Here is a 22318-nt window from a genome sequence, read left to right as displayed (position 1 = left end):
CGCTCCCAACAAACCCGGCCCGCCGACCACCGGCCACCCCTCCTCCACGGATTCAGGCCTCTCTCACAGAATTTCCTGCCTGGCTCCCCCGATAATTGCCGCCTCAACACCTCATCCCAAAATCATCTGCTGCCACCGCAGCCGCCGAAACGAGCCCGAAAGGACGCACCATGGCCAACGCCCCGAGCCCCGCTCTCGCCGCAATCGATTACGACCGCATCCAGGCCCTGCTGAATTCGGAGTACGTGGAAGAGCACTTCCACGCGTACATCGAAGGCGGCGACAACGACGAGTGGGTGACCCTCGAACACGGGGATGACGAGGAGACGGAAGCGTTCGTGGTATTCGACCAGCACCGCATTCGCGTTGCGGTGGAGAACTTCAACAGCCCGGGCGCGAAGAACGGTCACAGCGACCACTGCCACTTCATCTTCAAGCTGGTGGACCACGAGACCCGCGAATACGAGGTGCGCTACCAGCCCTATGAGGTGGATGCGCAGGGCGAGGACACGCTCGATACCTTCCCCATCGCCGAGCAGAGCGCGGCGATCCAGGAAAGCGCCGTGACGTACTTCGAGGCGCTGGAGGCCTACATCGCCGCCAAGGACGAGCAACTGACGAACATCAAGGCCAGCCTGCCCCCGGCCATGATTCTCAACGTGCTGGGCAACATGGATTCCTTCGATGCCCTCAAGTCGGAATTCGAGGAAATGGCCGCTGCGGCTTTCGTCGATACCTATCGCCTGGACCCCGAGTTCAGCGAGCTGGAGAACGACGACCGCATGCCCCGCTCCTACTCCGCCTGCATGGACCGCACCGAGCCCTCGATGACCGACCAGGACTGGGAGAACATCGAGAACCACACTGCCTCCGCCTACTTCATCGTGCGCAACATCTTCTCCGAGCGCACGCGCATCTCCGTGGCGATGGTGACCGCGCGCTGCCTGGGCAACCTGATCGACAAGGGCATGATCACCGCCGCCAAGATCGAGACCGCCGGCCTCGCCCACGGCCTCGTGCGCTGGCGCGAGCTGATCACCCAGATGACCGACGCCGTGGAGCAGCGCGACCAGAAATCCATGCTGCTGGCCCTGTACAAGATGTTCGTGCGCAAGCCCATCAGCGATGACGACAAGCTCTACAGCTGCGGTATGCAGAACCTGGGGCTGCCGGACTTCGTGATCGCCTTCGGCGAGGACGAGGAGCCCACCGAGCAGGAGCAGCTCGACTCGGTCGCGCGCTTCGAGAAAGCCTTCCTGGCGACCTTCGGCCTGGAAGACGCCAGCGAGCCGCTCACGCCCTACAAGAAGCGCCCCGACTTCGGTTACCCGCTGGGCGACCTGCGTCACAACCCCTTCGGCTATGTGCTGATCGGCTGAGCCGAGCGGCGGTAACGAACGAAAAAGCCCATTCTCCGGAATGGGCTTTTTCGTTGGGTAGGTCCCTGCGCGCCCCAAACATCGACGCGCTCATGGCCTCACCAAGCCAGGCTTTTACAGGGGCCGGTAACCCACCCAGCCCCTGAAGGTGAAGCCGGCGTAGAACAGCTCCACGCCCTCGAAACCGGCCTGGCGCAGCAACACCTCATCCTGCTCGGGCGAAAGCAGCGGCAAACGTTCGCTGATGGCCGCAATCGCATTCTCGGCCTGGGCTGCGGGAACCCCGGATGCCGTGGCGAAGGCCGCGTAGCGCCTCAGCCAGCGCGTACGCTCTTCAAGCGGTTGTGCAACGCTGTGATGGGCGACCACCAGCGGCGCGCCAGGCTTCAGGCGTAGCAGCAGCTCCCGGAGCGTGCGCAGGCGCTCCGCCTCCGGCAGAAAATGCAACGTGAGCAGGCAGGTGGCGCCATCGAAAGGCTCCAGCGCAGTCGACTCGATATAGCCCTGGTGCAGCACCACTCGTGCATCGAGATCGCCCAGGGTCTGGCGGGCCAGGGCGAGCATTTTCGCCGAGGGGTCCACCCCGACGAAACGCCAGCCGGGTTGCGCCTGGGCGAATACTTTCAGCTCCAGGCCACCGCCCGCGCCGAGCACCAGCACCCGGCCCTGTGCGGGCACCCGTTCGGCCAGCAGCAGGGCTGTCATCTGCTGCAGGGCATGGAACCCGGGCACCTGGCGGACAGGCCCCTCCGCGTAACGGGCGACGGCTTGCGGATCGGAAAACGCTTGCATAGGGGCCTCCGCGATCAGTGGCTGTCGAAGATCAGTGACTGATGCGCAGCGGCACCGGCCAGGGTCCCATCGCCCACTGCCAAGGGCACCGAGCCGCCCATCCGCGCCGCATCACCGCAGGCGTAGACGCCCTTGACGCTGGTCGCCTTCATCGCGTCGGTGCGGATGATCCGCCCGTAGAAGCCCTCGTCGAACTCGCAGCCCAGCGACTCCGGGAGCGAGCTGGCGACATCGATGCGGGTGGGCACGAACAGCCCGTCCAGGCTGATCACCCGCCCATCGCGCAGCACCAGATCCAGCTCGCCCTCGAGACCGCGCACCGGCTCGCGCTCCAGCGTCACGCCGCGCGCGGCGAGCTTGGCCAGTTGCTCCGCGTCGGGCTCAAACGCCTCATTGAGGAACAGCGTCGTGCTGCCCCAATCCGGCAGCAGCAAGGCCAGGTGCATGGACATGGCCGAGGTGGCGATGACACCGATCCGCCCTTGCTGCAGCTCGTAGCCATGGCAGTAGGGGCAATGGAACACCCGGCTGCCCCAGCGCTCGGCCAGGCCGGGAATCTCGGGGAGCTGGTCGACGACACCGCCCGCGAAGATCAGCCGGCGCGCCTCGCGCGGCTCCTCGCCCTCGATCTCGATACGGAAACCCCGCGCCGTCAGCGCAACGGCGACGGCCTTGCCGGTGAGCCACTCGACCGTCTCGTAGGCCATCACCTGCTCGCGTGCCTGGCTGGCGATGGCGCCGGGCGCGTTGCCGTCCTGGGTCAGGAAGCCATGTGAATGGGCGGCGAAGCGGTTGCGCCGCAACCCCTCGTCCACCACCAGGATGCGCCGGCGCGCCCGCGCTAGGGGCATGGCCGCCGACAGGCCGGCATAGCTGCCGCCGATGATGATCACGTCGTACTGCATCGCTGCTCTCCTCCGTTGCTCGCCGGCATCCGGGACTCGGAAAGGCCGGCCGAAACTCATGAAACTTTTAGAGCTACATGATAGAGCGAAGATTTTTTCTCACGCAACTTATAAAGTGGCGTTATCCGATTCACCTGACGTAAGGCGCAACAGAGGCAATGCAATGAGAAAGGACAGCAGGCTCTCCCGCATGCTCCATGTGCTGCTGCACATGGCCCGCCACGACCAACCCTTCACCTCGGAGCAGATCGCCCGGATGCTGGACACCAACCCGGTGGTGGTTCGCCGCACTATGGCCGGCCTGCGCCAGGCGGGCTATGTGAGTTCGGAGAAAGGCCACGGTGGCGGCTGGACCCTGGCCGGCGACCTGGAAACCATCACCCTGCTGGACATCCACAACGCCGTTGGCGGCCCGAGGATCTTCGCCATCGGCATCGAGAACGAAACCCCGGAATGCGCCGTCGAGCGCGTGGTCAACGCCGCCCTGGAAGACGCCCTGAACCAGGCCGAAGCGCTACTCATCGACCGCCTCGGCGCCATCACCCTGGCGGAGCTGGCACGTGATTTCGACGTGCTGTGCAAGGCGAGCGGCTGGGGGATCGACGGGCGGCATGAAGGCTGATGCAGGCGCCCCGAGGTTTGAGTACCGGGAGCATTGTGCGGGACAGGTGACACACGTAGCCTTGCGCGCCCTGAATTCGCCATTTCAAGGAATGAAGCCGTCATGAACGCTGTAAACCTGATCGGGCTGTCGAGCCTGTGTTTCTCACTGGCCTGCAGTGCATCGGAGCACGCGATGGAGTTCGATGTCCCCTATGGGAACTACGGCACCCTCTTCCAGCAGAACGTCGGGAAACAGGGCAGATTGTCCTGCGACGTGAAAATCGACGATCACCGATACGGCGAGAAATGGAGTCCCGGCGTGATTCTCGCGGCAGCGGAGGATGAGGTGGAAGACAACACCCTGTTTCTCGACAGTGCACCTGCGGGTAAGGGGCAGCGCAGCTTCTCCGTTCGTACCTTCAATGCCGCACAGCCGGTCGTCAGCAGCAACATCCTTACCACCGCGGACCACAAGGGTGCCTATACGCTACGCCTGGCCTGGCACGGCGATGGCTCCATCAGCTATCAGGTCGCCAGCGGTGACGTCTGGTCAAAGGAGATGAAAATCGAACAACCCGGCTTTGCCGTACGGCATGTCAGCATGCACGCGACGGGCGTCGAAGGCACCGCTACCTGCGAGCTGAGCGACTGACCGCCAGCGCCGCTACTGCTCATCCTCGGGCCGCAGCGGTGACTTCCACCAATCGCACCACTCCACCACCTCACGGGACATACCGTCGAACGTCGCGTGGTAGTTGTGCGCGTGAGGCACGGGGACCTGGGGCTCACCCTCAGTGAAACCAAGCTCCCTGAGCGCATCCACATAGCCGTCGAGCGGGCCGTAGGCGTAGAGCATGTCGTGTCGGTCCCAGGCCAGCGTGGCCTGTTGCGACGGTGAATGGATCCACAGATCGAAGCGGCTGTCATGCGCCAGGAACGGCCTGAACTCGCGGATGAACGCTTCGATCTCAGAGCAAGACAGCTCCGGGCTCTGGTAGCGCGCCGGCTCGGCCTCGCCACGAACCGTGTGCAGGATATGAAGCAGCAACAACGGTTCTTCCAGGCAACGAGCAAGCCGCAGGATCACCTCCGGATCAGAGCCTGGAACGCCAACCACTACCCGCTGGTGCGCCTCCGCATCGGGAAGCGAAAAAACCGCTGGGTGCCGATACGGCGCCCATTCACCGTCCACCAGATGCCCCAACTTGTACATGCACTGCCTCCTTGCCCCTACACCTGAAGGGCACGGATGGTGCAGCCAGGAGCAACTCAACGCAACCGATGAGAACACCGTTACGGAACCCACCCCCGGCTATTTCCATCCTCAGGCGCGCCCCTCACAATGCCCCTTCCGAGCCACCCACCCAACGCAGGGAATGCCCATGGAATTCTTCAGGAAGCTGTTCGGATCATCGAAACAACCCGCTGCCGAAAACGCGCCAGCAACTCCAGCGCCCGGCAACGCTGAAACCCCTTATGAGATGACCGAAGCCGAAGCGGCCAAGCAGGCGGCCCTGGAAGCCAGTAGCGAACGCCTGGATCTGCACTGGCAAAGCATCGGGACCGTCGAGCGGGATGTGCTGGCCTACCTCATCAGTCCCAGCTTCACAGGCGGCCCCTACTGGCCCTCCACTCGCCAGGCCTATCGGGTCGTGCGCCGCGCCGGGAGCATCCTCCTCGCCACCGATGGCCTGTCGTCGCCATTCGATGACGGCGATGAGCCGGTGAACGGCTTCGAGATGGAACTGTTCATCGACACGCCTGACATCCCCGAGCACGCCCGAGGAGCAATGGGGGAAGTCGACCCGCTCAAGCAGAGCTGGGCTTTCGAGCTGCTGGAGAACGTGGCCAAGACCGTGGCGAACGCCGGCGGCATCACCGCGCAACTGCAACAGCACGGTGCGCTGTCCCTGGAGCTCCCGGGAGTCAGCCAGTCCCATCACCTGGGCGAACAGTTGCCGCCTGCCTTCGTCACCGACGATGACTGCATCGGCGTCCTGCTGGGTGGCCCCGAGCCGGACTTCGCCACCCACCTGGAGGACATGCCTCTATCCCCGGTGACCCTGGTACCCGTTGTGCTGATCACCGCATCCGAGCTCGACTACGTCCGTGCTGGCGGTTACGACGCACGCCAGGACCTGCTGCAACGGCTGAAGACTGCAGGTGTCGGCCACAGAAGCGCACTGGGGCGTGACAGTGTCGTGTGAGCACTGGCAGCAGCCAAGGAACACTGGGAACAGTTCCGCGCCGAGTTCTGCCGCTCGATGAGCCGGACCTATGGCGGAGCCTGGGCGAGCACGCACCAATCCGACTGCAGAACCAAGCTGGCTGATCAGTTCAGGAACGCCATGGGCGATTACGGCTGGTAGGCAACCACCGTAATTTCAGCGAGTTCTGCAACGGCTCGGAAAGAGTCCGCAAGAACGATCAAATCCCCACCATGCTCCACTGCTAACGTCGCCCCCGTCTTCAAGGAGCACCTATGCCAAGCATCGAGAAAGTCCTGTGGTTCATCGAAACGGAGCTGGGCTCCGAGCTGGACCTCGGGCGTGTCGCGCGCCAGTTCGGCCTGTCGCCTTTCGCCCTGTCGCGCTTCTTTTCCCTGGCCACGGGTTGGTCGGTGATGCGCTACATACGCGCCCGGCGCTTGAGCCAGGCGGCGCTGGCATTGAGCGACGGCAAGCACGACATTCTCGATGTCGCCCTCGGTGCCGGCTATGGGTCCCATGAAGCGTTCACGCGTGCCTTCTGCGACCTGTTCGGGGCCACGCCCCGGCAGGTTCGTGAACAGGGGCACGGCAGCCTGTCATTGGTGGAAGCCTTGCGTATGAAAGAAATGAGCTTTGTGGAACTGTCCGAACCCCGCTACGAAACCCGCGCCGAATTCATCATCGCCGGCCTGGGCGAGCGTTTCACCTTCGACAAGAACGAGGGCATCGTCGGCCTGTGGCAGGCCTTCGTGCCTTACCTGGGCAACATCCCCGGGCAGACCAGCTACGTCACCTACGGGCTGTGCTGCAACCCGGGCGAGGACGGCAGCTTCGAATACATCGCCGGCGTCGAGGTACCCCGTATCGAAGGGCTACCGCCCGCCCTGCGCCACTTCAAGGTGCCTCAGCAGGACTACGCCGTGTTCCGCCACCTGGGCCACATCTCGACCATCCACCAGACCTTCCTCACCATCTTCAACAAGTGGCTGCCCGAGTCCGATCACGCCTTCGCCGACGCCCCGGAATTCGAGCAGTACAGCGCCGATTTCGAGCCGATGCAGGGCACGGGATTCGTCGAGGTATGGGTACCGGTGGTGCGGCGCGGGTAAGTCCCGTAGGTCGGGTGCAACCCGACGGTCCGAGAACAGGACCATCGCGGGTTTCACCCGCCCGACATGCGGGCCATCAGGCGTTGTGCGATGGAAGCGAAATGGCCATTTCCAGGAGGATCTTCAAGTAGTTCGGGCTGCCGAAGAACCGAGGCTGCTGCTTCATCTTGTCGAGGGCATGAACAGCGCTCACCACCGCGCCGACGACGAACAAGCGGCGCTCGCTCTTCAAGGTCGGATAGATCGAGTCCTCCACTATGGAGCCGTCCTCAAGCTTCATGCGGAAGCTATTGACCTCATCGCCCCACCGAGAGTCCTGCCCGGCGAAATACAACTCGGTGATGGTGCCAGTGGTGACCTGCGTCTTGATTCGCCCTGTCGCGATGCTCTGCCACCACTCATCAGAGCCATAGAGCCCGTGAGCGCCTTTCAGCCCCATGTCGGGCTTCTGACGATTGAGCGTCAACGCTTGTACTTGAGCCACGAGCTGCGGGTTTTCACGGAGTTCGTCCCGCAGCGAGTAGACAATCTTCATTGGCCGGCCAACAGCCTCATGGTCCAGACGCATCCGTCTTCATCCTTTCGTTTCAGCATCAATCGGGCCCTTGGCGCAACACCGCGCGAGCTCCGGAGCATCGCGGGTTTCACCCGCCCTACGAGGGCCTATGGGCCCTACCCCACCCGCAACCAGATCACCGAGGCATCGTCGCTGGCCTTGAAGCGCGGGTAGCGCAGGCAGGCGGCGTCTTCGAGTTCGATGCGGCGCAGTTCGGCAGCCAGCGGCAGCAGGCCGCTTTCCAGCACGCGGGCCACCAGGGTGGCGGCGTCGTAGTGGCGGTAGGTGTCGAACAGCGCGGCGAAGCCATCGGTCATCAGCAGCAGGTCGTCGCCCTTGGCCAGCGGCGTGCGGGCGTAGTGCATGCCGGCCTTCGCCTGCTCGGCGTCGACGCTCAGCACTGCCTTGGGGCGTTCGCGGGCGGCGCGGCGGTCGGCCAGCACGTGGGCGCTGCGCACGTTGTCGGCGCCGGTGCCCGGGCCCAGCGCGGCGGCTTCGGCCTGCTCGGTGTCGCGGTTCGGCTCGGGGGTGAGGAAGGCGACGCCGCTGGCGCTGCGGTGGATGACGACGCAATCGCCGAGGTGGCCGCAGGCGAGGCTTTCGCCTTCAATGGCCACCGCGGCGAGCGAGGCGCGGGGCAGTTCCCAGTGGGCGACCGGCTCGCGCTGGCGATCACGCCCGTAGTCCGTGGCGACGCGGTCGAACACGCCACCGCACAGTTCCGCCAGCGGGCCCGAGGCGCCGGCGAATGCGCGATGGGCCGCGCCGGCCAGCCAGGCTGCACCACCGCGCTCGCCCATGAGCCCCGGCTCGCCGAGGTCGGTGGCGCCGTCGATGACCCAGGCGTGCTGCTCAGCGCTGCCGATGCGGTCATCGTTCGGAACCGAGTTCTTGCCCGCGAGGCTGAGGGTCTGGATCAGGTCGAAATGCATGGAGTCCCCTTCAATGGCCAGGCTGAATCTGCGCGGCACATTCTAGCCTTCGCACATTCCGAGCAGGGCAGGAAACGCACGAATCAGGGCCGATAACCCTGCCCCAGCAGCCAGCCCTGCACCTTGCGCCGCGCCTCGGGCGCCAGACCCGCCAGCGCCTCGGCCAGTTGCCCGGCGTGCAACGCCTGGATGATGGGTGCGAGTGCAATGCCGTCCAGGTGCCATATGCCCAGGGGCTGATCGGCGGTGACCACCACCTCCCGTTCCTCGATCAGGTCGCCCTGGATCACCGGCGCGCGCGCCACACGCAGCGGGTTGATATCGGCCGGTACGTGCAGCGGCTCGGCATCGGGCCAGGTGCTGCGCTCTCGCCAGAACGGCTGTGCAGCCCAGCGCTGTTCCATGGCGTAGAAGTCGCGGCCGGTGCGGGCGAAGCGCAGGAACAGCTGCTCCACCCGCTGCTGGTGGAAACGCCGGGCCAGTGCAGTGCGCTCCGGCCGCTGTAGCAGGGTGTTGATCACCGCCGGCGCCTGCAAGGCGGAAGACAGGGACTGGAAGATGCCGTTGCCCGAGAGCGGGTCCACCGCCATGGCGGCATCACCCACCCGCAGCCAGTCGGGGCCACTGGCTTCATTGAAGAGAATGGCGGTGCTGCTGCGGGCGTGCAGCTCGGTCGCCTGCAACGCGGCGTCGCCGAACAACTCACGCACCAGGGTGGATTCGCCGCGCCGCGACGCGCACCAGGCCGGCAGTTGCTCCTTGGGCGGCAGGCCATGGGCGTCGCGGGTGATCTGCCAGTAGCAACGCCCGTCTTCCAGCCGTGCCATCCAGGCCCAGCCGTCGGGCAGGCTTTCCAGCGCCGAGCCTGGGCGGCCCGGCGCATCGCGCCAGGTATTGAGCAGGCTGAGGGTTTCCGGCCCACGCAGGCGCCCCCCCCGCCAGCGGTGCCTGGCGACCCCGGGCCTCTACCAGGAAGTCCGCACGCAACGGCGCGCCGCCGTCGAGATGCACGAGGTGCCCACGCTCCAGCGGCTCGACCCGCAGCACCCGCGCTTCCTGCACCGCGATACCGGCAGCGGCCAGGTCCTCGCGCAGCGCCGCATCGAAGCGCGGCCGGTCCAGCAGGCATTCGTGGTTGATCGACTGGCTGCCAGCGCCCCAGGCAACCCGCCGTGGCGACGGCGCATCGGCACAGGCCAGCGCATGGGTGAGGCCGGCATGACGCAGGCCTTCGAGCACCCGTTGCGACACGCCCTCCAGCGCCGCGAAACGCCGCCACTCGCTGACCACCCGCACCGGGTAGCCCAGCCGCTTCAGCCCCAGGGCCACCGCCGCGCCCGCCGGGCCGGCGCCGAGCACGACGATCTCAGCCATGGCGACGCTCCGGACCGGTGAAGGCAGCGCCCTCGTGCAACCAGTTCAGCACCGCCTCGCGGCTGGCGCCGGGGTGCTCGCGCAGGTGGGCAGCGATGATTCCGCTCAGCGCAGCGCAGGCCATGCTCGCCCCGGCCGCGCCGTTGGCGGCGCTGACAGGGGCACCGAAATCGGCCTGGGGGCTGTTCAGCCAGGACCACTGCCCCGGGGCACAGCGGGCATCGCCGGTGATGCGGATCACCCCCGGGTAGCCGGCCGGGTACACCGGTTCACCCTGGGCGGGGCTGGAGGCGCAGAGCAGCACGCCGGCACTCTGGGCCAGTACGCAGGCCTCGCGCAGCACCGGGCGGTCGTTGCGCAGGCCGAGGCTCATGGTGATCAGCGCCACATCCTGCTCCAGCAGCCAGTACAGGGCGGCAGCCACCTGCAACGGGCTGGTCTGCCAGCGCTCGCCGAACACCTGGGCCATGCAGACGCGCGCGGGCCCGGCATACCGGCCGAAGGTATCCAGCACCAGGCTGCCGTGGCCGAGGATGTCGGGCTGCGCCTCGCCTTCCTGCAGCTCGCCGCCCTCCAGCCAGAAGCGTCGGGCCAGCGTCACCCGCGCGGCCTGCTCGGGGGCGAAGCCGCTGTCGATGATGCCGATGGCCCGCTCAGTGCTCATGGCTCACCGGCTCCAGGCGCTGCAGGCGGCCCTGCTCCAGGCGGAAGGCGAGATCGGCTTCGGCCAAGGTGGAGGCGCGGTGGCTGATGAGGATGCGCGTGCGCCCGGCGAAGAGCTGGTCGATGGCGGCGATCACGTCGCGCTCGGTGGCTTCGTCCACCGCCGAGGTGGCCTCGTCCAGCACCAGGATCAGCGGGTCCTGCAGCAACGCGCGGGCGATGGCGATGCGCTGTTTCTGCCCACCGGAAAGCTGCTGGCCGCGCTCGCCCAGCGGGTTGTCCAGCCCCAGGGGCAGGGACGCGATCAAGCCGTCGAGGCGGGCCAGCCGCGCCACCTGCTCGACGGCTTCGCGGCTGGCATCGGGGGCGGCGTAGGCGAGGTTCTCCGCCAGGGTGCCGCGGAACAGCACGATGTCCTGGCTGACCACGGCGATGCGCCGGCGCAGGGCCAGCAGGTCCAGTTCGCGCAGGTCGGCGCCGTCCAGCAGGATGCGGCCCCGGTCCGGGTCGTAGAAGCGTTGCAGCAGGTCGATCAGGGTGGATTTGCCAGCGCCCGACGCCCCGCTGATGGCCACCTTGAGGCCGGCGGGGATCTCCGCCTCCACACCATCGAGCAGCAGGCCGGCACGCTGCTCATGAGCAAAATGCACGCCCTCCAGGCGCAAGGCACCGCGGCCCTCCGGCATCGGCTGCGGCGCGTCGGGCTGGCGCACGGTCACCGGCTCCTGCTGCAGCTCCATCACCCGGCCGAGGCTCACCGTCATGCGCTGCAGCGCGACGTAGAGCCCGAGCAGGCTCTGCACCGGCCCCACGGCCATGCCCAGGTAGGTGGAGAAGGCGATCAGCGCGCCCAGTTGCCAGGTGCCCTGGATCACCCAGTAGCCACCGATGAGAAAGGCGCAGGCGCGGGACAGCGAGGTCAGCGTGCCGGGCACCGCATGGGTGAAGAACTCGGTGACCTGCACCCGCAGCAGCTGGCGCATGTAGCCCTGCCCCAGCCCCTCCAGGCGGCGCGATTCACGCTGCTGGGCACCGGCGGCCTGGATGAACTTCATCGCCGGCAGCGTTTCCACCAGGAAGGACGACACGTCCGCCGAGCGTTCGCGCAGGCTGCGCACCTCGCGCTCCACCTTGCGCCGCATCCAGCGCAGCCAGAGCACCTCGATGGGGATCAGCAGCGCCAGCAGCAACGACAGCTGCCAGGACAGCATCAGCATCAGCGCCACCGCCCCCACCAGGCCGATGACGCTGGAGACGGCGGAGAACAGGGAGTCCACTGCGAAGCGCTGGATCTCCGCCACGTCACCATCCAGCCGGGACAGGATGTCGCCCAGGCGCTTGCGCCCGAAGAAGGCCGGCGACAGCTGCTGCAGGTGGCGGTAGAGGTCATCACGCAGGGCGAAGAGGACGCGCCCCGAGAGCCGCGTGTGCAGGTAGCGGTTGATGCCCGACAGCGCCGTGCCGAGCAGGCCGACCAGGATCATCGCCAGGGCCACCAGCACCAGGGTGCCGAAATCCCGGGCCAGCAGGCCGTCGTCGATCAGCGTCTTGGTCAGCCAGGGCTGCGCCAGCACCAGCAGGCTGGCGCAGAGGGACAGCCCCAGCAGCACGGCGATGGCCCGGCCGTGGGGGCGGACGAAGCCGTAGAGCCAGGCCAGGGCGCGGCGCAGCAGGTCAGGGTCGTTGGCGTCGACGAGCTTGAGCAGGAGGCGGGTCATGAGGCACAGAAACACTGTAGGGGCGAATTCATTGGCTCTGTCTGCGTTAAGTGTTGCTAGAGGATTTGAGTCCAGCTGATTGCCGAGCTCTGGTGATGTTTCTGGTTTCGCCCACCCGGGCGAGTCCCTTTTTTCAATCGCCAAAAAAGGAACCAAAAACGCTTGCCCCATCATCCCGGCCCGACTGCGTCGGGTTCCCTCACTCCATCGTTGCTCTGGGGGCCGGCGCGATGGGCCATCCATGGCCTGGCGCGCCTCGCGGCATCCATGCCGCTCGTCCCCCGGCGCAACGACTGCGTTCGGCCTCCTGGAGGGGCGTTGGCGGCTGCTCCACCTCCTTCGCTCGAACCCTCACATTGATGTGCGCAGTAACCCAGCGCACGTTCGTAGGATGGCGTAGAGCGAAGCGAAACCCATGCGGTGGAGGTGGCACGAATCCTTGGGCGCCCGGAAAGTACCGTGCTTGAGCGCTTGCATTAAAACCACAACAGCTAACGCAGACAGAGCCAATGAATTCGCCCAGCAGGCCGGAGGGCTGCCAACGGGGCAACTACGTTGCCCTTGGCGAATGAATTCGCCCCTACAAGAACAATGTGCTCCTGCATGGAACAGACTCATCCCCTCAGCTGCTTCAGCTTGCGATACAGCGTCGCGCGGCTGATTCCCAGGGCGTCGGCCGCGGCGGAGACGTTGCCCTGGTGGCGCTCCAGGGCGCTGCGGATCAGCTCCAGCTCGTTCTCGCGGATGCTGCCGGGCTGGCGCCGGCTGCTGGTCAGCTCGTCCAGCAGGCTGTCGGTGAGGTGGTCCAGGCCCAGCTCCTTTTCGCCGTTTTCGCGCATGGCCAGGGCAGAGCGCAGCACCATCTCCAGTTGGCGGATATTGCCCGGCCAGTCGTAGCCGGTGAGCAGTTCGGTCAGGTCTTGGTCCAGGCTCACGGCCGGCTCGCCCAGGCGCGCCAGCACCTCGGTAATCAGAGTGGCAAGGTCGTCACGCTCACGCAGGGACGGCAAACGCAGGCTGACGCCGTTGACCCGGTAGTAGAGGTCTTCGCGGAACTGGCCACCCTGTACGAGGCGCTGCAGATCGCGGTGGGTGGCGCAGATCACGGCGATATCCAGCTCCTGTTCCTCGCCGGCGCCGAGGGGCGCGACGCGGCGTTCCTGCAGCACGCGGAGCAGGCGCGCCTGCAGGGCCAGGGGCATGTCGCCGATTTCGTCGAGGAAGAGCGCGCCGCCCTGGGCCTGCATCACCCGGCCGACCATGCCGCCCTTGCGCGAGCCGGTGAAGGCGCCCTCGCGGTAGCCGAAGAGTTCGGATTCGATCAGCCCTTCGGGGATCGCCGCGCAGTTCACCGCGACGAAGGGCTTGCCCGCCCGCGCACTGGCCTGGTGCAGCGCACGGGCGACCACTTCCTTGCCGGTGCCGGTTTCGCCCAGCAGCAGCACCGGCAACTCGCCGGCCAGCCCCTGGCGGGCCATGCGCAGGGCACGGGCCAGGCGCGCGTTGCCGCCGGCCAGGGCTTCCAGCTCCGGCGCGGGCGTGGCGGTCGGCCTGGCCGGTGCCGCCGAGGCGACACCGATGTGCCGGGGCAGCTGCAGGGCACGGAAGAAGAACTCGCCGCGTGGGGTCTGTACGCTGCTCACGCCGCCTTGCAGCAGGCGCGCGAGGAAGCCCGAGGCGCGGGCGCCGAGCAATTCCTCGCAGCTGTGGCCCACCAGCGCCTGGCGCTCCACCCGCAGCAGGTGGCAGGCCTGGTCGTTGGCGGCCAGTAGTTCGCCGTCCAGGCTCAGGGCCAGCAGGCCGTGCCAGACGGAGCCGAGGTACTGCGGGCGGGAATGGAAGGCCAGCACCAACTGTTGCGGATAGGTCAGGCCGAACAGGCGGCTCTCGATATTGCCGGCCGCCAGCAGCAACGTGGCGAAGCTGTCGCGGGGCTCGGCCAGGTGCCCTTCGCGGGTCAGGTCGATGACGCCGACCACCCGGCCGTGGGGGTCCTTGAGCGGCACCGAGGTGCAGGCGAAGCGGCTGAGGCGGTCGAGGTAATGCTCGCCGCTGTTGATCAGGGTCGGTCGGCCCTCGACCACGGCGGTGCCCAGGGCGTTGGTGCCGCGCAGGGACTCGCTCCAGCAACTGCCCGGGCGCAGGTCGCGCAGGCCGGCGAGCTGCAGGGCGTCGGTCTGCCCCTCGATGGCCAGCACGTTGGCCTGGGCGTCGCCGAGTATCACCAGGCCGCCCTGCCCCTGCTGGCGCACCAGGTATTCGAGTTCGGGGGTGGCGGCGTCGATCAGCAGGCGGTTGCCCGCCAGCAGCAGGTCGAGGTCGCGCAGCTGCTCGATGCCCGCGCCGTCGCCTTCCAGGCAGTCGAGCCCGTGGCCGAGGCTGCGCCGCCAGGAGGCGTCGATCTCCTCGCGCAGCACGCCATCAGGGAGGTCGCCTTCGTTCTGCAAACGCAGGCGGGCGAGGCGGGATTGCCGCAGGACATCGTCATTTCTTGTTATTCGCATGTCATCCGTACTCCAGCGCCCTCCTCGCCTGCCCTCTCGTGGGGAAGCCGGCGGCAGGGTCGCCCAGAATGTCTACACCCGCCTTTCGGCGCCGTAAAGAGTCGTGTCGTCCGTTGGCATGGCGAGCAATCTTCGCGCCAGAAGAGGCCAGCGGAACGACCGTGACGAGCGTTGACAGGCAGGTTCGCACAGGTTTACGTTAACGTAAAGGTAAACACAACCGAGCCCGTTTCCATGTCCAAGACCTACAGCATTTCCGACCTCGCCCGCGAACTGGATGTGACCACCCGCGCCATCCGCTTCTACGAGGAGCAGGAGATGCTCTTCCCCGAACGCCGGGGCCAGGAACGCATCTACAGCCCCAAGGACCTGGTGGCGCTGAAGCTGATCCTGCGCGGCAAGCGCATCGGCTTCTCCCTCGCCGAGTGCAAGGAGCTGATCGACCTCTACGACCCGAGCAGCGGCAACCGCAAGCAGCTGGAGACCTTCATGGAGAAGATCGCCGCCCGCCGCGCGCAGCTGGAACAGCAACTGCTCGACATCCAGCAGATGCAGCTGGAGCTGGACACCGCCGAGGAACGCTGCCTGGCCGCCCTCGCCGAAACCAAGAAACAGGGCGCCAGCGCCTGACCCGACAACCCGTTTCCCGACAATCACAAGCACAGGTGGAACCATGACTTACCCGAGCCTGAACTTCGCCCTCGGCGACACCATCGACATGCTGCGCGAGCAGGTGAAAGCCTTCGTCGCCGCCGAACTGGCGCCCCGCGCGGCCCAGGTGGACAGCGAAAACGCCTTCCCCATGGACATGTGGAAGAAGTTCGGCGAGATGGGCCTGCTCGGCGTCACCGTGCCCGAGGAATTCGGCGGCGCGGGCCTGGGCTACCTGGCCCACGTGGTCGCCATGGAGGAGATCAGCCGCGGCTCCGCCTCGGTCGCCCTCTCCTACGGCGCCCACTCCAACCTCTGCGTCAATCAGATCAACCGCAACGGCACCGCCGAGCAGAAGCACAAGTACCTGCCCAAGCTGATCAGCGGCGAGCACGTCGGCGCCCTGGCCATGAGCGAGCCCAACGCCGGCTCCGACGTGGTTTCCATGAAGCTGCGCGCCGACCGCAAGGGCGACCGCTTCGTGCTCAACGGCAGCAAGACCTGGATCACCAACGGCCCCGACGCCAACACCTACGTGATCTACGCCAAGACCGACCTGGAAAAGGGTCCCCACGGCATCACCGCCTTCATCGTCGAGCGCGACTGGAAGGGGTTCTCCCGCAGCAACAAGTTCGACAAGCTGGGCATGCGCGGCTCCAACACCTGCGAGCTGTTCTTCGATGACGTGGAAGTGCCGGAGGAGAACATCCTCGGCGTGCTCAACGGCGGCGTCCGGGTGCTGATGAGCGGCCTCGACTACGAGCGCGTGGTGCTCTCCGGCGGCCCCACCGGGATCATGCAAGCGTGCATGGACGTGGTGGTGCCCTACATCCACGACCGCAAGCAGTTCGGCCAGAGCATCGGCGAGTTCCAGCTGATCCAGGGCAAGGTCGCCGACATGTACACCCAGCTCAACGCCAGCCGCGCCTACCTCTACGCCGTGGCCCAGGCCTGCGACCGTGGCGAGACCACCCGCAAGGACGCCGCCGGGGTGATCCTCTACACCGCCGAGCGCGCCACCCAGATGGCCCTGGACGCGATCCAGATCCTCGGCGGCAACGGCTACATCAACGAATTCCCCGCCGGCCGCCTGCTGCGCGACGCCAAGCTCTATGAAATCGGTGCCGGCACCAGCGAGATCCGCCGCATGCTGATCGGGCGCGAGCTGTTTAACGAAACCAAGTAAACGAACTAGCTGGAAGCCAGAAGCTGGAAGCCGGACGCATGCACTGCCCTCTTCCAGCCTCCAGCTTCCGGCTTCAAGCTCGCGGAGCCCCGAATGACCATTCTCACTACACAGCTGAATCCGCGCTCCCCCGATTTCGCCGCCAACGCCGCGGCCATGGGCGAGCAGGTCGACGCGCTGCGCGAGCTGCTGGCGCGCGTCCATGAAGGCGGCGGCGCCAAGGCCCAGGAACGCCACACCTCGCGCGGCAAGCTGTTGCCCCGCGAGCGCATCAACCGCCTGCTCGACCCCGGCTCGCCCTTCCTCGAGATCGGCCAGCTGGCCGCCCACGAGGTGTACGGCGAGGACGTACCCGCCGCCGGCGTGGTGGCCGGCATCGGCCGCGTGGAAGGCGTCGAATGCATGATCGTGGCCAACGACGCCACGGTAAAAGGCGGCTCCTACTACCCGCTGACGGTGAAGAAGCACCTGCGCGCCCAGGCCATCGCTCGGGAGAACCGCCTGCCCTGCATCTACCTGGTGGACTCCGGCGGCGCCAACCTGCCGCGCCAGGACGAGGTCTTCCCCGACCGCGAGCACTTCGGCCGCATCTTCTTCAACCAGGCCAACATGAGCGCCCTCGGCATCCCGCAGATAGCCGTGGTCATGGGCTCCTGCACCGCCGGCGGCGCCTACGTGCCGGCGATGAGCGACGAAACCATCATGGTGCGCAACCAGGCCACCATCTTCCTCGCCGGCCCGCCGCTGGTGAAGGCCGCCACCGGCGAGGTGGTGAGCGCCGAGGACCTGGGCGGCGCCGACGTGCACTGCAAGACCTCCGGCGTCGCCGACCACTACGCCGAAGACGATGCCCACGCCCTGGCCCTGGCCCGGCGCAGCATCGCCAACCTCAACTGGCGCAAGCTCGGCCAGCTCAACCACCGCCAGCCGCTGCTGCCGCGCTACGCGGCGCAGGAGCTGTACGGGGTGATCCCGGCGGATGCCAAGCAGCCCTTCGACGTGCGCGAGGTGATCGCGCGCCTGGTGGACGGCTCCGAGTTCGATGAATTCAAGGCCCTGTTCGGCACCACCCTGGTGTGCGGCTTCGCCCACCTCAACGGCTACCCGATCGCCATCCTCGCCAACAACGGCATCCTCTTCGCCGAAGCCGCGCAAAAAGGCGCGCACTTCATCGAACTGGCCTGCCAGCGCGGCATCCCGCTGCTGTTTTTGCAGAACATCACCGGCTTCATGGTCGGCCAGAAGTACGAGGCTGGCGGCATCGCCAAGCACGGCGCCAAGCTGGTCACGGCCGTGGCCTGCGCCAAGGTGCCCAAGTTCACCGTGATCATCGGCGGCAGCTTCGGCGCCGGTAACTACGGCATGTGCGGCCGTGCCTACGACCCGCGCTTCCTGTGGATGTGGCCCAACGCACGCATCGGCGTGATGGGCGCCGAGCAGGCCGCCGGCGTGCTGGCCCAGGTCAAGCGCGAGCAGAGCGAACGCGCCGGGCAGGTGTTCAGCGCCGAGGACGAGGCGCGCCTCAAGCAGCCGATCCTCGACCAGTACGAGCGCCAGGGGCACCCCTACTACTCCAGCGCACGGCTCTGGGACGACGGCGTGATCGACCCGGCACAGACCCGCGAGGTGCTCGCCATGGCGATCTCCAGCGCTCTCAACGCGCCGATCGAGCCGACCACCTTCGGCGTGTTCCGGATGTGAAAAAACCAGCCGCAAGCTGCCAGCCGCACGCTTCAAGAGACGCGGCTCGCACTTGCAGCTTGCCGCTTGAAACGTGCAGCTGGGGAATCCCATGACCGACTTCGACACCCTGCAACTGGAGTTCGCCGACAACGGCGTCGCCACCCTCTGGCTCAACCGCCCGGAGAAGAACAACGCCTTCAACGCCGGCATGATCCGTGAGCTGATCCTCGCCCTCGAAGCCGTCAAGAGCGCCGCCAACGTGCGCTTCCTGATGCTGCGCGGCCGGGGCCGGCACTTCTCCGCCGGCGCGGACCTGGCCTGGATGCAGGAGTCCGCGCGCCTCGACTACAACGCCAACCTGGACGACTCCCGCGAGCTGGCCGAGCTGATGTACAGCCTCTACCAGCTCAAGGTGCCCACGCTCGCCGTGGTGCAGGGCGCGGCCTTCGGCGGCGCCCTGGGCCTGATCAGCTGCTGCGACATGGCCATCGGCGCCAGCGACGCGCAGTTCTCCCTGTCCGAAGTACGCATCGGCCTGGCCCCGGCAGTGATCAGCCCCTTCGTGGTCCAGGCCATCGGCGAGCGCGCCACCCGTCGCTACGCCCTCACCGCCGAGCGCTTCAGCGGTGAGCGCGCCCGCGAACTTGGCCTGCTCGCCGAGTGCTACCCGGCGGAGGAACTGGAGCAGGCGGTGCAGGACTGGACCGCCAACCTGCTGCTCAACAGCCCCCAGGCCATGCGCGTGAGCAAGGACCTGCTGCGTGAGGTCGGCAACGGCGAGCTCAGCCCCAACCTGCGCCGCTACACCGAGAACGCCATCGCCCGTATCCGCGTCAGCCCCGAAGGGCAGGAAGGGCTCAATGCCTTTCTGGAAAAACGTAAGCCGGGGTGGCAAACGAACAGCTAGAAGCTGGAAGCCCGAAGCTGGAAGCAATCGCAGCCAGCATTAGCCCCCAGCTCGCTAAAGGAGCAGAATAATGATTACAACCTTGCTGATCGCCAACCGTGGCGAAATCGCCTGCCGGGTGATGCGCACCGCCAAGGCCCTGGGCCTGAACACCGTGGCCGTGCACAGCGAAATCGACCGCAACGCCCGCCATGTGCGCGAGGCCGACATGGCGGTGAACCTGGGCGGCGCCAAGCCTTCGGAAAGCTACCTGCGGGCCGAGCACATCATCGCTGCCGCCCAGGCCAGCGGCGCCCAGGCCATCCACCCCGGCTACGGCTTCCTCTCCGAGAACGCCGCCTTCGCCCGCGCCATCGAGGCCGCCGGCCTGGTGTTCCTCGGCCCGCCGGCCAGCGCCATCGACGCCATGGGCAGCAAGTCCGCCGCCAAGGCGCTGATGGAAGAAGCCGGCGTGCCCCTGGTGCCCGGCTACCACGGCGAGGCCCAGGACCTGGAGACCTTCCGTACCGCCGCCGAGCGCATCGGCTACCCGGTGCTGCTCAAGGCCGCCGCCGGCGGTGGCGGCAAGGGCATGAAGGTGGTGGAGCGCGAGGCCGAACTGGGCGAAGCCTTGGCCTCGGCCCAGCGTGAAGCCCAGTCGGCCTTTGGCGACGCGCGCATGCTGGTGGAGAAGTACGTGCTCAAGCCGCGCCACGTGGAGATCCAGGTCTTCGCCGACCGCCACGGTAACTGCCTGTACCTCAACGAGCGCGACTGCTCGATCCAGCGCCGCCACCAGAAGGTGGTCGAGGAAGCCCCCGCCCCCGGCCTCAGCCCCGAGCTGCGCCGTGCCATGGGCGAAGCCGCCGTGCGCGCCGCCCAGGCCATCGGCTACGTCGGTGCCGGCACCGTGGAATTCCTCCTCGACGAGCGCGGCGACTTCTTCTTCATGGAGATGAACACCCGCCTGCAGGTGGAGCACCCGGTCACCGAGGCCATCACCGGCCTGGACCTGGTGGCCTGGCAGATCCGCGTCGCCCGTGGCGAGACGCTTCCCATCACCCAGGAGCAGGTGCCGCTGAACGGTCACGCCATCGAGGTGCGCCTCTACGCCGAAGACCCGCAACAGGACTTCCTCCCCGCCAGCGGCCGCCTCGCCCTGTACCGCGAACCCGCCGCCGGCCCCGGCCGCCGGGTGGACAGCGGCGTCGCCGAGGGCGACGAGGTCTGCCCTTCTACGACCCGATGCTGGCCAAGCTGATCGCCTGGGTGAAACCCGCGAGGAAGCCCGCCAGCGCCTGCTGGCCACGCTCGACGAAACCGCCGTGGGCGGCTTCGCCACCAACCTGGCCTTCCTCCGCCGCGTGCTGGCCCACCCCGCCTTCGCCGCCGCCGAGCTGGACACCGGCTTCATCGCCCGCCACCAGGAGCAGCTGCTGCCCGCCCCCGCCGCGCGCCCGGAGCTGTTCTGGCAGGCCGCCGCCGAAGCCTTCCGCCAGGGCAGCGCCGCACGCCTGCGCGAGGACGACCCGCATTCGCCCTGGAGCCGCAACGACGGCTGGCGCCCCGGCCTGCCCAGCGAGACCGACCTGCACCTGGCCTGCGGCGACGAACGCCATCTGGTGCGCCTGCGCGGCACCGCGCCGAGCACCCTGCGCCTGGACGGCGAACGTCTGTGGCAGGAGCAGGACGGCATCACCCGCCAGCGCCTGGCGATCCGCCGTCGCAACGCCCTCTACCTGGAATGGATCGGCGAGCTGCAACGCGTCGAGCAGGTCGACCCGGTGGCCGAGGCCCAGGCCCGCCCACGCCCACCACGGAGGGCTGACGGCGCCCATGAACGGCAGTATCGTGCGCATCCTGGTGGAAGCCGGCCAAACCGTGGAAGCCGGCACCGCCCTGGTGGTGTTGGAGGCGATGAAGATGGAGCACACACCCGCGTGCCCCACGCCGGTACGGTCAAGGCGCTGTACTGCAGCGAAGGCGAACTGGTCGCCGAAGGCACCGCGCTGGTGGAGCTGGAAGAGGCGTGAGCCCACCTCCGTAGGTCCGTAGGATGGGTAGAGCGAAGCGAAACCCATCAACTCCGCGATGGGTTTCGCGGGGCTCTACCCATCCTACGTTCATAGCATTCCATGAGTCCGGCACCCGAAACCCATCAGGCCACGAAGACCGATGAATGAGAGAGAAGACGCGATGACGATTCCCAAGAAGGTCCGCCTGGTCGAAGTCGGCCCACGCGATGGCCTGCAGAACGAGAAGCAACCCTATTAGCGTGGCCGACAAGGTGCGCCTGGTGGGCGATGTCTCCGCCGCCGGCCTCGATTACATCGAGGTGGGCAGCTTCGTCTCGCCCAGTGGGTGCCGCAGATGGCCGGCAGCGCCGAGGTGTTCGCCGGCATCAGCTACCGCCCGGACGTCACCATCCGCTGCCCTGGCGCCGAACATGAAAGGCTTCGAGGTCGCCCTGGAGGCCGGGGTGAACGTAAGTGGTGGTGTTCGCCGCCGCCTCCGAGGCCTTCTCGCAGAAGAACATCAACTGCTCCATCGCCGAGAGCCTGGAACGCTTCGTGCCGCTGATGGACGCGGCACGGGCCAGCGGCATCCGCGTGCGCGGCTACATCTCCTGCGTACTGGGCTGCCCCTACGAGGGCGAGGTGCCGGCCGAGCAGGTCGCCGCCATCGCCGCCCAGCTGGACGCCATGGGCTGCTACGAAGTCTCCCTCGGCGACACCATCGGCACCGGCACCGCTGGCGCCACCCGCCACCTGTTCGAAGTGGTGGGTGCCAAGGTGCCGCGCGAACGCCTCGCCGGGCATTTCCACGATACCTACGGCCAAGCCGTGGCCAACGTCCATGCCGGCCTGCTGGAAGGCATCGCCGTGTTCGACAGCTCGGTCGCCGGCCTCGGCGGCTGCCCCTATGCCAAGGGCGCCACCGGCAACGTCGCCACCGAAGACCTGCTTTACCTGCTCAACGGCATGGGCATCGAAACCGGCATCGACATGGATCGCCTGGTGGACGCGGGCCAACGCATCTGCACCGTGCTCGGCAAGGAAAACGGCTCCCGCGTCGCCCGCGCGCTCCTGGCGAAGCGCAGCTGAGCCCTGCCGGCTCCGGTGGGAGCGAATTCATTCGCGATCGGGCTGCCCCAAAAGCATCGCGGT

General features: G+C 67.2%; 17 protein-coding genes and 3 pseudogenes. 11 read left to right on the top strand and 9 right to left on the bottom strand.

The genetic code is table 11. From position 1 onward, the window contains the following. Nucleotides 1–170: 170 nt before the first annotated feature. Nucleotides 171–1379, top strand: a complete 1209-nt coding sequence (locus ACXI0U_RS30800; RefSeq protein ID WP_479551341.1) for a hypothetical protein — start codon at nucleotides 171–173, stop codon at nucleotides 1377–1379. A 114-nt stretch (nucleotides 1380–1493) separates the two neighbouring features. Here ACXI0U_RS30800 and ACXI0U_RS30795 read toward each other — a convergent pair whose 3' ends face one another. Next, nucleotides 1494–2171 (bottom strand): class I SAM-dependent methyltransferase, encoded by a 678-nt coding sequence (locus tag ACXI0U_RS30795; RefSeq protein WP_479551340.1) that lies wholly within the window; start codon nucleotides 2169–2171, stop codon nucleotides 1494–1496. Between the two features lie 14 nt (nucleotides 2172–2185). After that, the gene (locus tag ACXI0U_RS30790) at nucleotides 2186–3076 is read right to left on the bottom strand and encodes an NAD(P)/FAD-dependent oxidoreductase (protein ID WP_479551339.1); all 891 of its coding nucleotides are present in this window, start codon (nucleotides 3074–3076) and stop codon (nucleotides 2186–2188) included. 163 nt (nucleotides 3077–3239) lie between these two features. On the opposite strand from ACXI0U_RS30790, the gene ACXI0U_RS30785 reads away from it, so the two are divergent. Further along, complete coding sequence (locus ACXI0U_RS30785) at nucleotides 3240–3698, top strand: Rrf2 family transcriptional regulator (RefSeq protein ID WP_037021380.1); 459 nt, start codon at nucleotides 3240–3242, stop codon at nucleotides 3696–3698. 102 nt (nucleotides 3699–3800) lie between these two features. After that, entirely contained in the window at nucleotides 3801–4331 is a 531-nt protein-coding gene (locus ACXI0U_RS30780) for a hypothetical protein (RefSeq protein ID WP_479551338.1), read from the top strand. Nucleotides 4332–4343: 12 nt separating this feature from the next. Here the strand turns inward: ACXI0U_RS30780 and ACXI0U_RS30775 are convergent, their stop codons facing one another. Beyond that, on the bottom strand, nucleotides 4344–4892 hold the full coding sequence (locus tag ACXI0U_RS30775) for a hypothetical protein (protein ID WP_479551337.1): 549 nt from the start codon (nucleotides 4890–4892) through the stop codon (nucleotides 4344–4346). Between the two features lie 169 nt (nucleotides 4893–5061). On the opposite strand from ACXI0U_RS30775, the gene ACXI0U_RS30770 reads away from it, so the two are divergent. Both ACXI0U_RS30770 and ACXI0U_RS30765 read left to right on the top strand, forming a co-directional pair. Continuing rightward, the gene (locus ACXI0U_RS30770) at nucleotides 5062–5886 is read left to right on the top strand and encodes a suppressor of fused domain protein (protein WP_479551336.1); all 825 of its coding nucleotides are present in this window, start codon (nucleotides 5062–5064) and stop codon (nucleotides 5884–5886) included. A gap of 275 nt (nucleotides 5887–6161) precedes the next feature. Then, complete coding sequence (locus ACXI0U_RS30765) at nucleotides 6162–6998, top strand: AraC family transcriptional regulator (protein WP_479551335.1); 837 nt, start codon at nucleotides 6162–6164, stop codon at nucleotides 6996–6998. Between the two features lie 76 nt (nucleotides 6999–7074). On the opposite strand, the gene ACXI0U_RS30760 is transcribed toward ACXI0U_RS30765, so the two are convergent. The 6 genes and pseudogenes from ACXI0U_RS30760 to ACXI0U_RS30735 all read right to left on the bottom strand — a co-directional run bounded on the left by ACXI0U_RS30760 (nucleotide 7075) and on the right by ACXI0U_RS30735 (nucleotide 14745). Further along, nucleotides 7075–7566, bottom strand: a complete 492-nt coding sequence (locus tag ACXI0U_RS30760) for a hypothetical protein (protein WP_479551334.1) — start codon at nucleotides 7564–7566, stop codon at nucleotides 7075–7077. A gap of 104 nt (nucleotides 7567–7670) precedes the next feature. Further along, nucleotides 7671–8486 carry a protein phosphatase 2C domain-containing protein gene (locus ACXI0U_RS30755; protein WP_431484082.1) on the bottom strand — a complete coding sequence of 272 codons (816 nt, stop codon included), beginning with the start codon at nucleotides 8484–8486 and terminating at the stop codon, nucleotides 7671–7673. A gap of 83 nt (nucleotides 8487–8569) precedes the next feature. Beyond that, a pseudogene (gene qhpG, locus ACXI0U_RS30750) lies at nucleotides 8570–9860 on the bottom strand (flavin-dependent monooxygenase QhpG). Next, nucleotides 9853–10524, bottom strand: a complete 672-nt coding sequence (gene qhpE / locus ACXI0U_RS30745; RefSeq protein WP_265168280.1) for a subtilisin-like serine protease QhpE — start codon at nucleotides 10522–10524, stop codon at nucleotides 9853–9855. Before qhpE ends, qhpG begins: the two are co-directional and overlap by 8 nt. After that, nucleotides 10514–12241 carry an ABC transporter ATP-binding protein gene (locus ACXI0U_RS30740; protein ID WP_479551333.1) on the bottom strand — a complete coding sequence of 576 codons (1728 nt, stop codon included), beginning with the start codon at nucleotides 12239–12241 and terminating at the stop codon, nucleotides 10514–10516. The genes qhpE and ACXI0U_RS30740 overlap by 11 nt, the downstream gene beginning before the upstream one ends. A gap of 614 nt (nucleotides 12242–12855) precedes the next feature. Then, nucleotides 12856–14745 carry a sigma-54-dependent Fis family transcriptional regulator gene (locus ACXI0U_RS30735; protein WP_479551332.1) on the bottom strand — a complete coding sequence of 630 codons (1890 nt, stop codon included), beginning with the start codon at nucleotides 14743–14745 and terminating at the stop codon, nucleotides 12856–12858. Between the two features lie 234 nt (nucleotides 14746–14979). On the opposite strand from ACXI0U_RS30735, the gene ACXI0U_RS30730 reads away from it, so the two are divergent. The 6 genes and pseudogenes from ACXI0U_RS30730 to ACXI0U_RS30705 all read left to right on the top strand — a co-directional run bounded on the left by ACXI0U_RS30730 (nucleotide 14980) and on the right by ACXI0U_RS30705 (nucleotide 22255). After that, a complete protein-coding gene (locus ACXI0U_RS30730; RefSeq protein WP_021218137.1) occupies nucleotides 14980–15375 on the top strand; it encodes a MerR family transcriptional regulator in 396 nt (131 codons plus the stop codon). A 43-nt stretch (nucleotides 15376–15418) separates the two neighbouring features. Continuing rightward, nucleotides 15419–16582 carry an isovaleryl-CoA dehydrogenase gene (locus ACXI0U_RS30725; protein WP_479551331.1) on the top strand — a complete coding sequence of 388 codons (1164 nt, stop codon included), beginning with the start codon at nucleotides 15419–15421 and terminating at the stop codon, nucleotides 16580–16582. Nucleotides 16583–16675: 93 nt separating this feature from the next. Continuing rightward, on the top strand, nucleotides 16676–18283 hold the full coding sequence (locus tag ACXI0U_RS30720; RefSeq protein WP_479551330.1) for a carboxyl transferase domain-containing protein: 1608 nt from the start codon (nucleotides 16676–16678) through the stop codon (nucleotides 18281–18283). Nucleotides 18284–18374: 91 nt separating this feature from the next. Beyond that, entirely contained in the window at nucleotides 18375–19172 is a 798-nt protein-coding gene (locus tag ACXI0U_RS30715; RefSeq protein WP_479551329.1) for a gamma-carboxygeranoyl-CoA hydratase, read from the top strand. 70 nt (nucleotides 19173–19242) lie between these two features. Continuing rightward, nucleotides 19243–21184, top strand: a pseudogene (locus tag ACXI0U_RS30710) (acetyl/propionyl/methylcrotonyl-CoA carboxylase subunit alpha). Between the two features lie 163 nt (nucleotides 21185–21347). Continuing rightward, nucleotides 21348–22255: pseudogene (locus tag ACXI0U_RS30705) on the top strand (hydroxymethylglutaryl-CoA lyase). Nucleotides 22256–22318: the final 63 nt, after the last annotated feature.

The organism is Pseudomonas sp. C9D1 (assembly GCF_056491235.1).
This window is presented reverse-complemented; position numbering and strand designations above follow the sequence as displayed.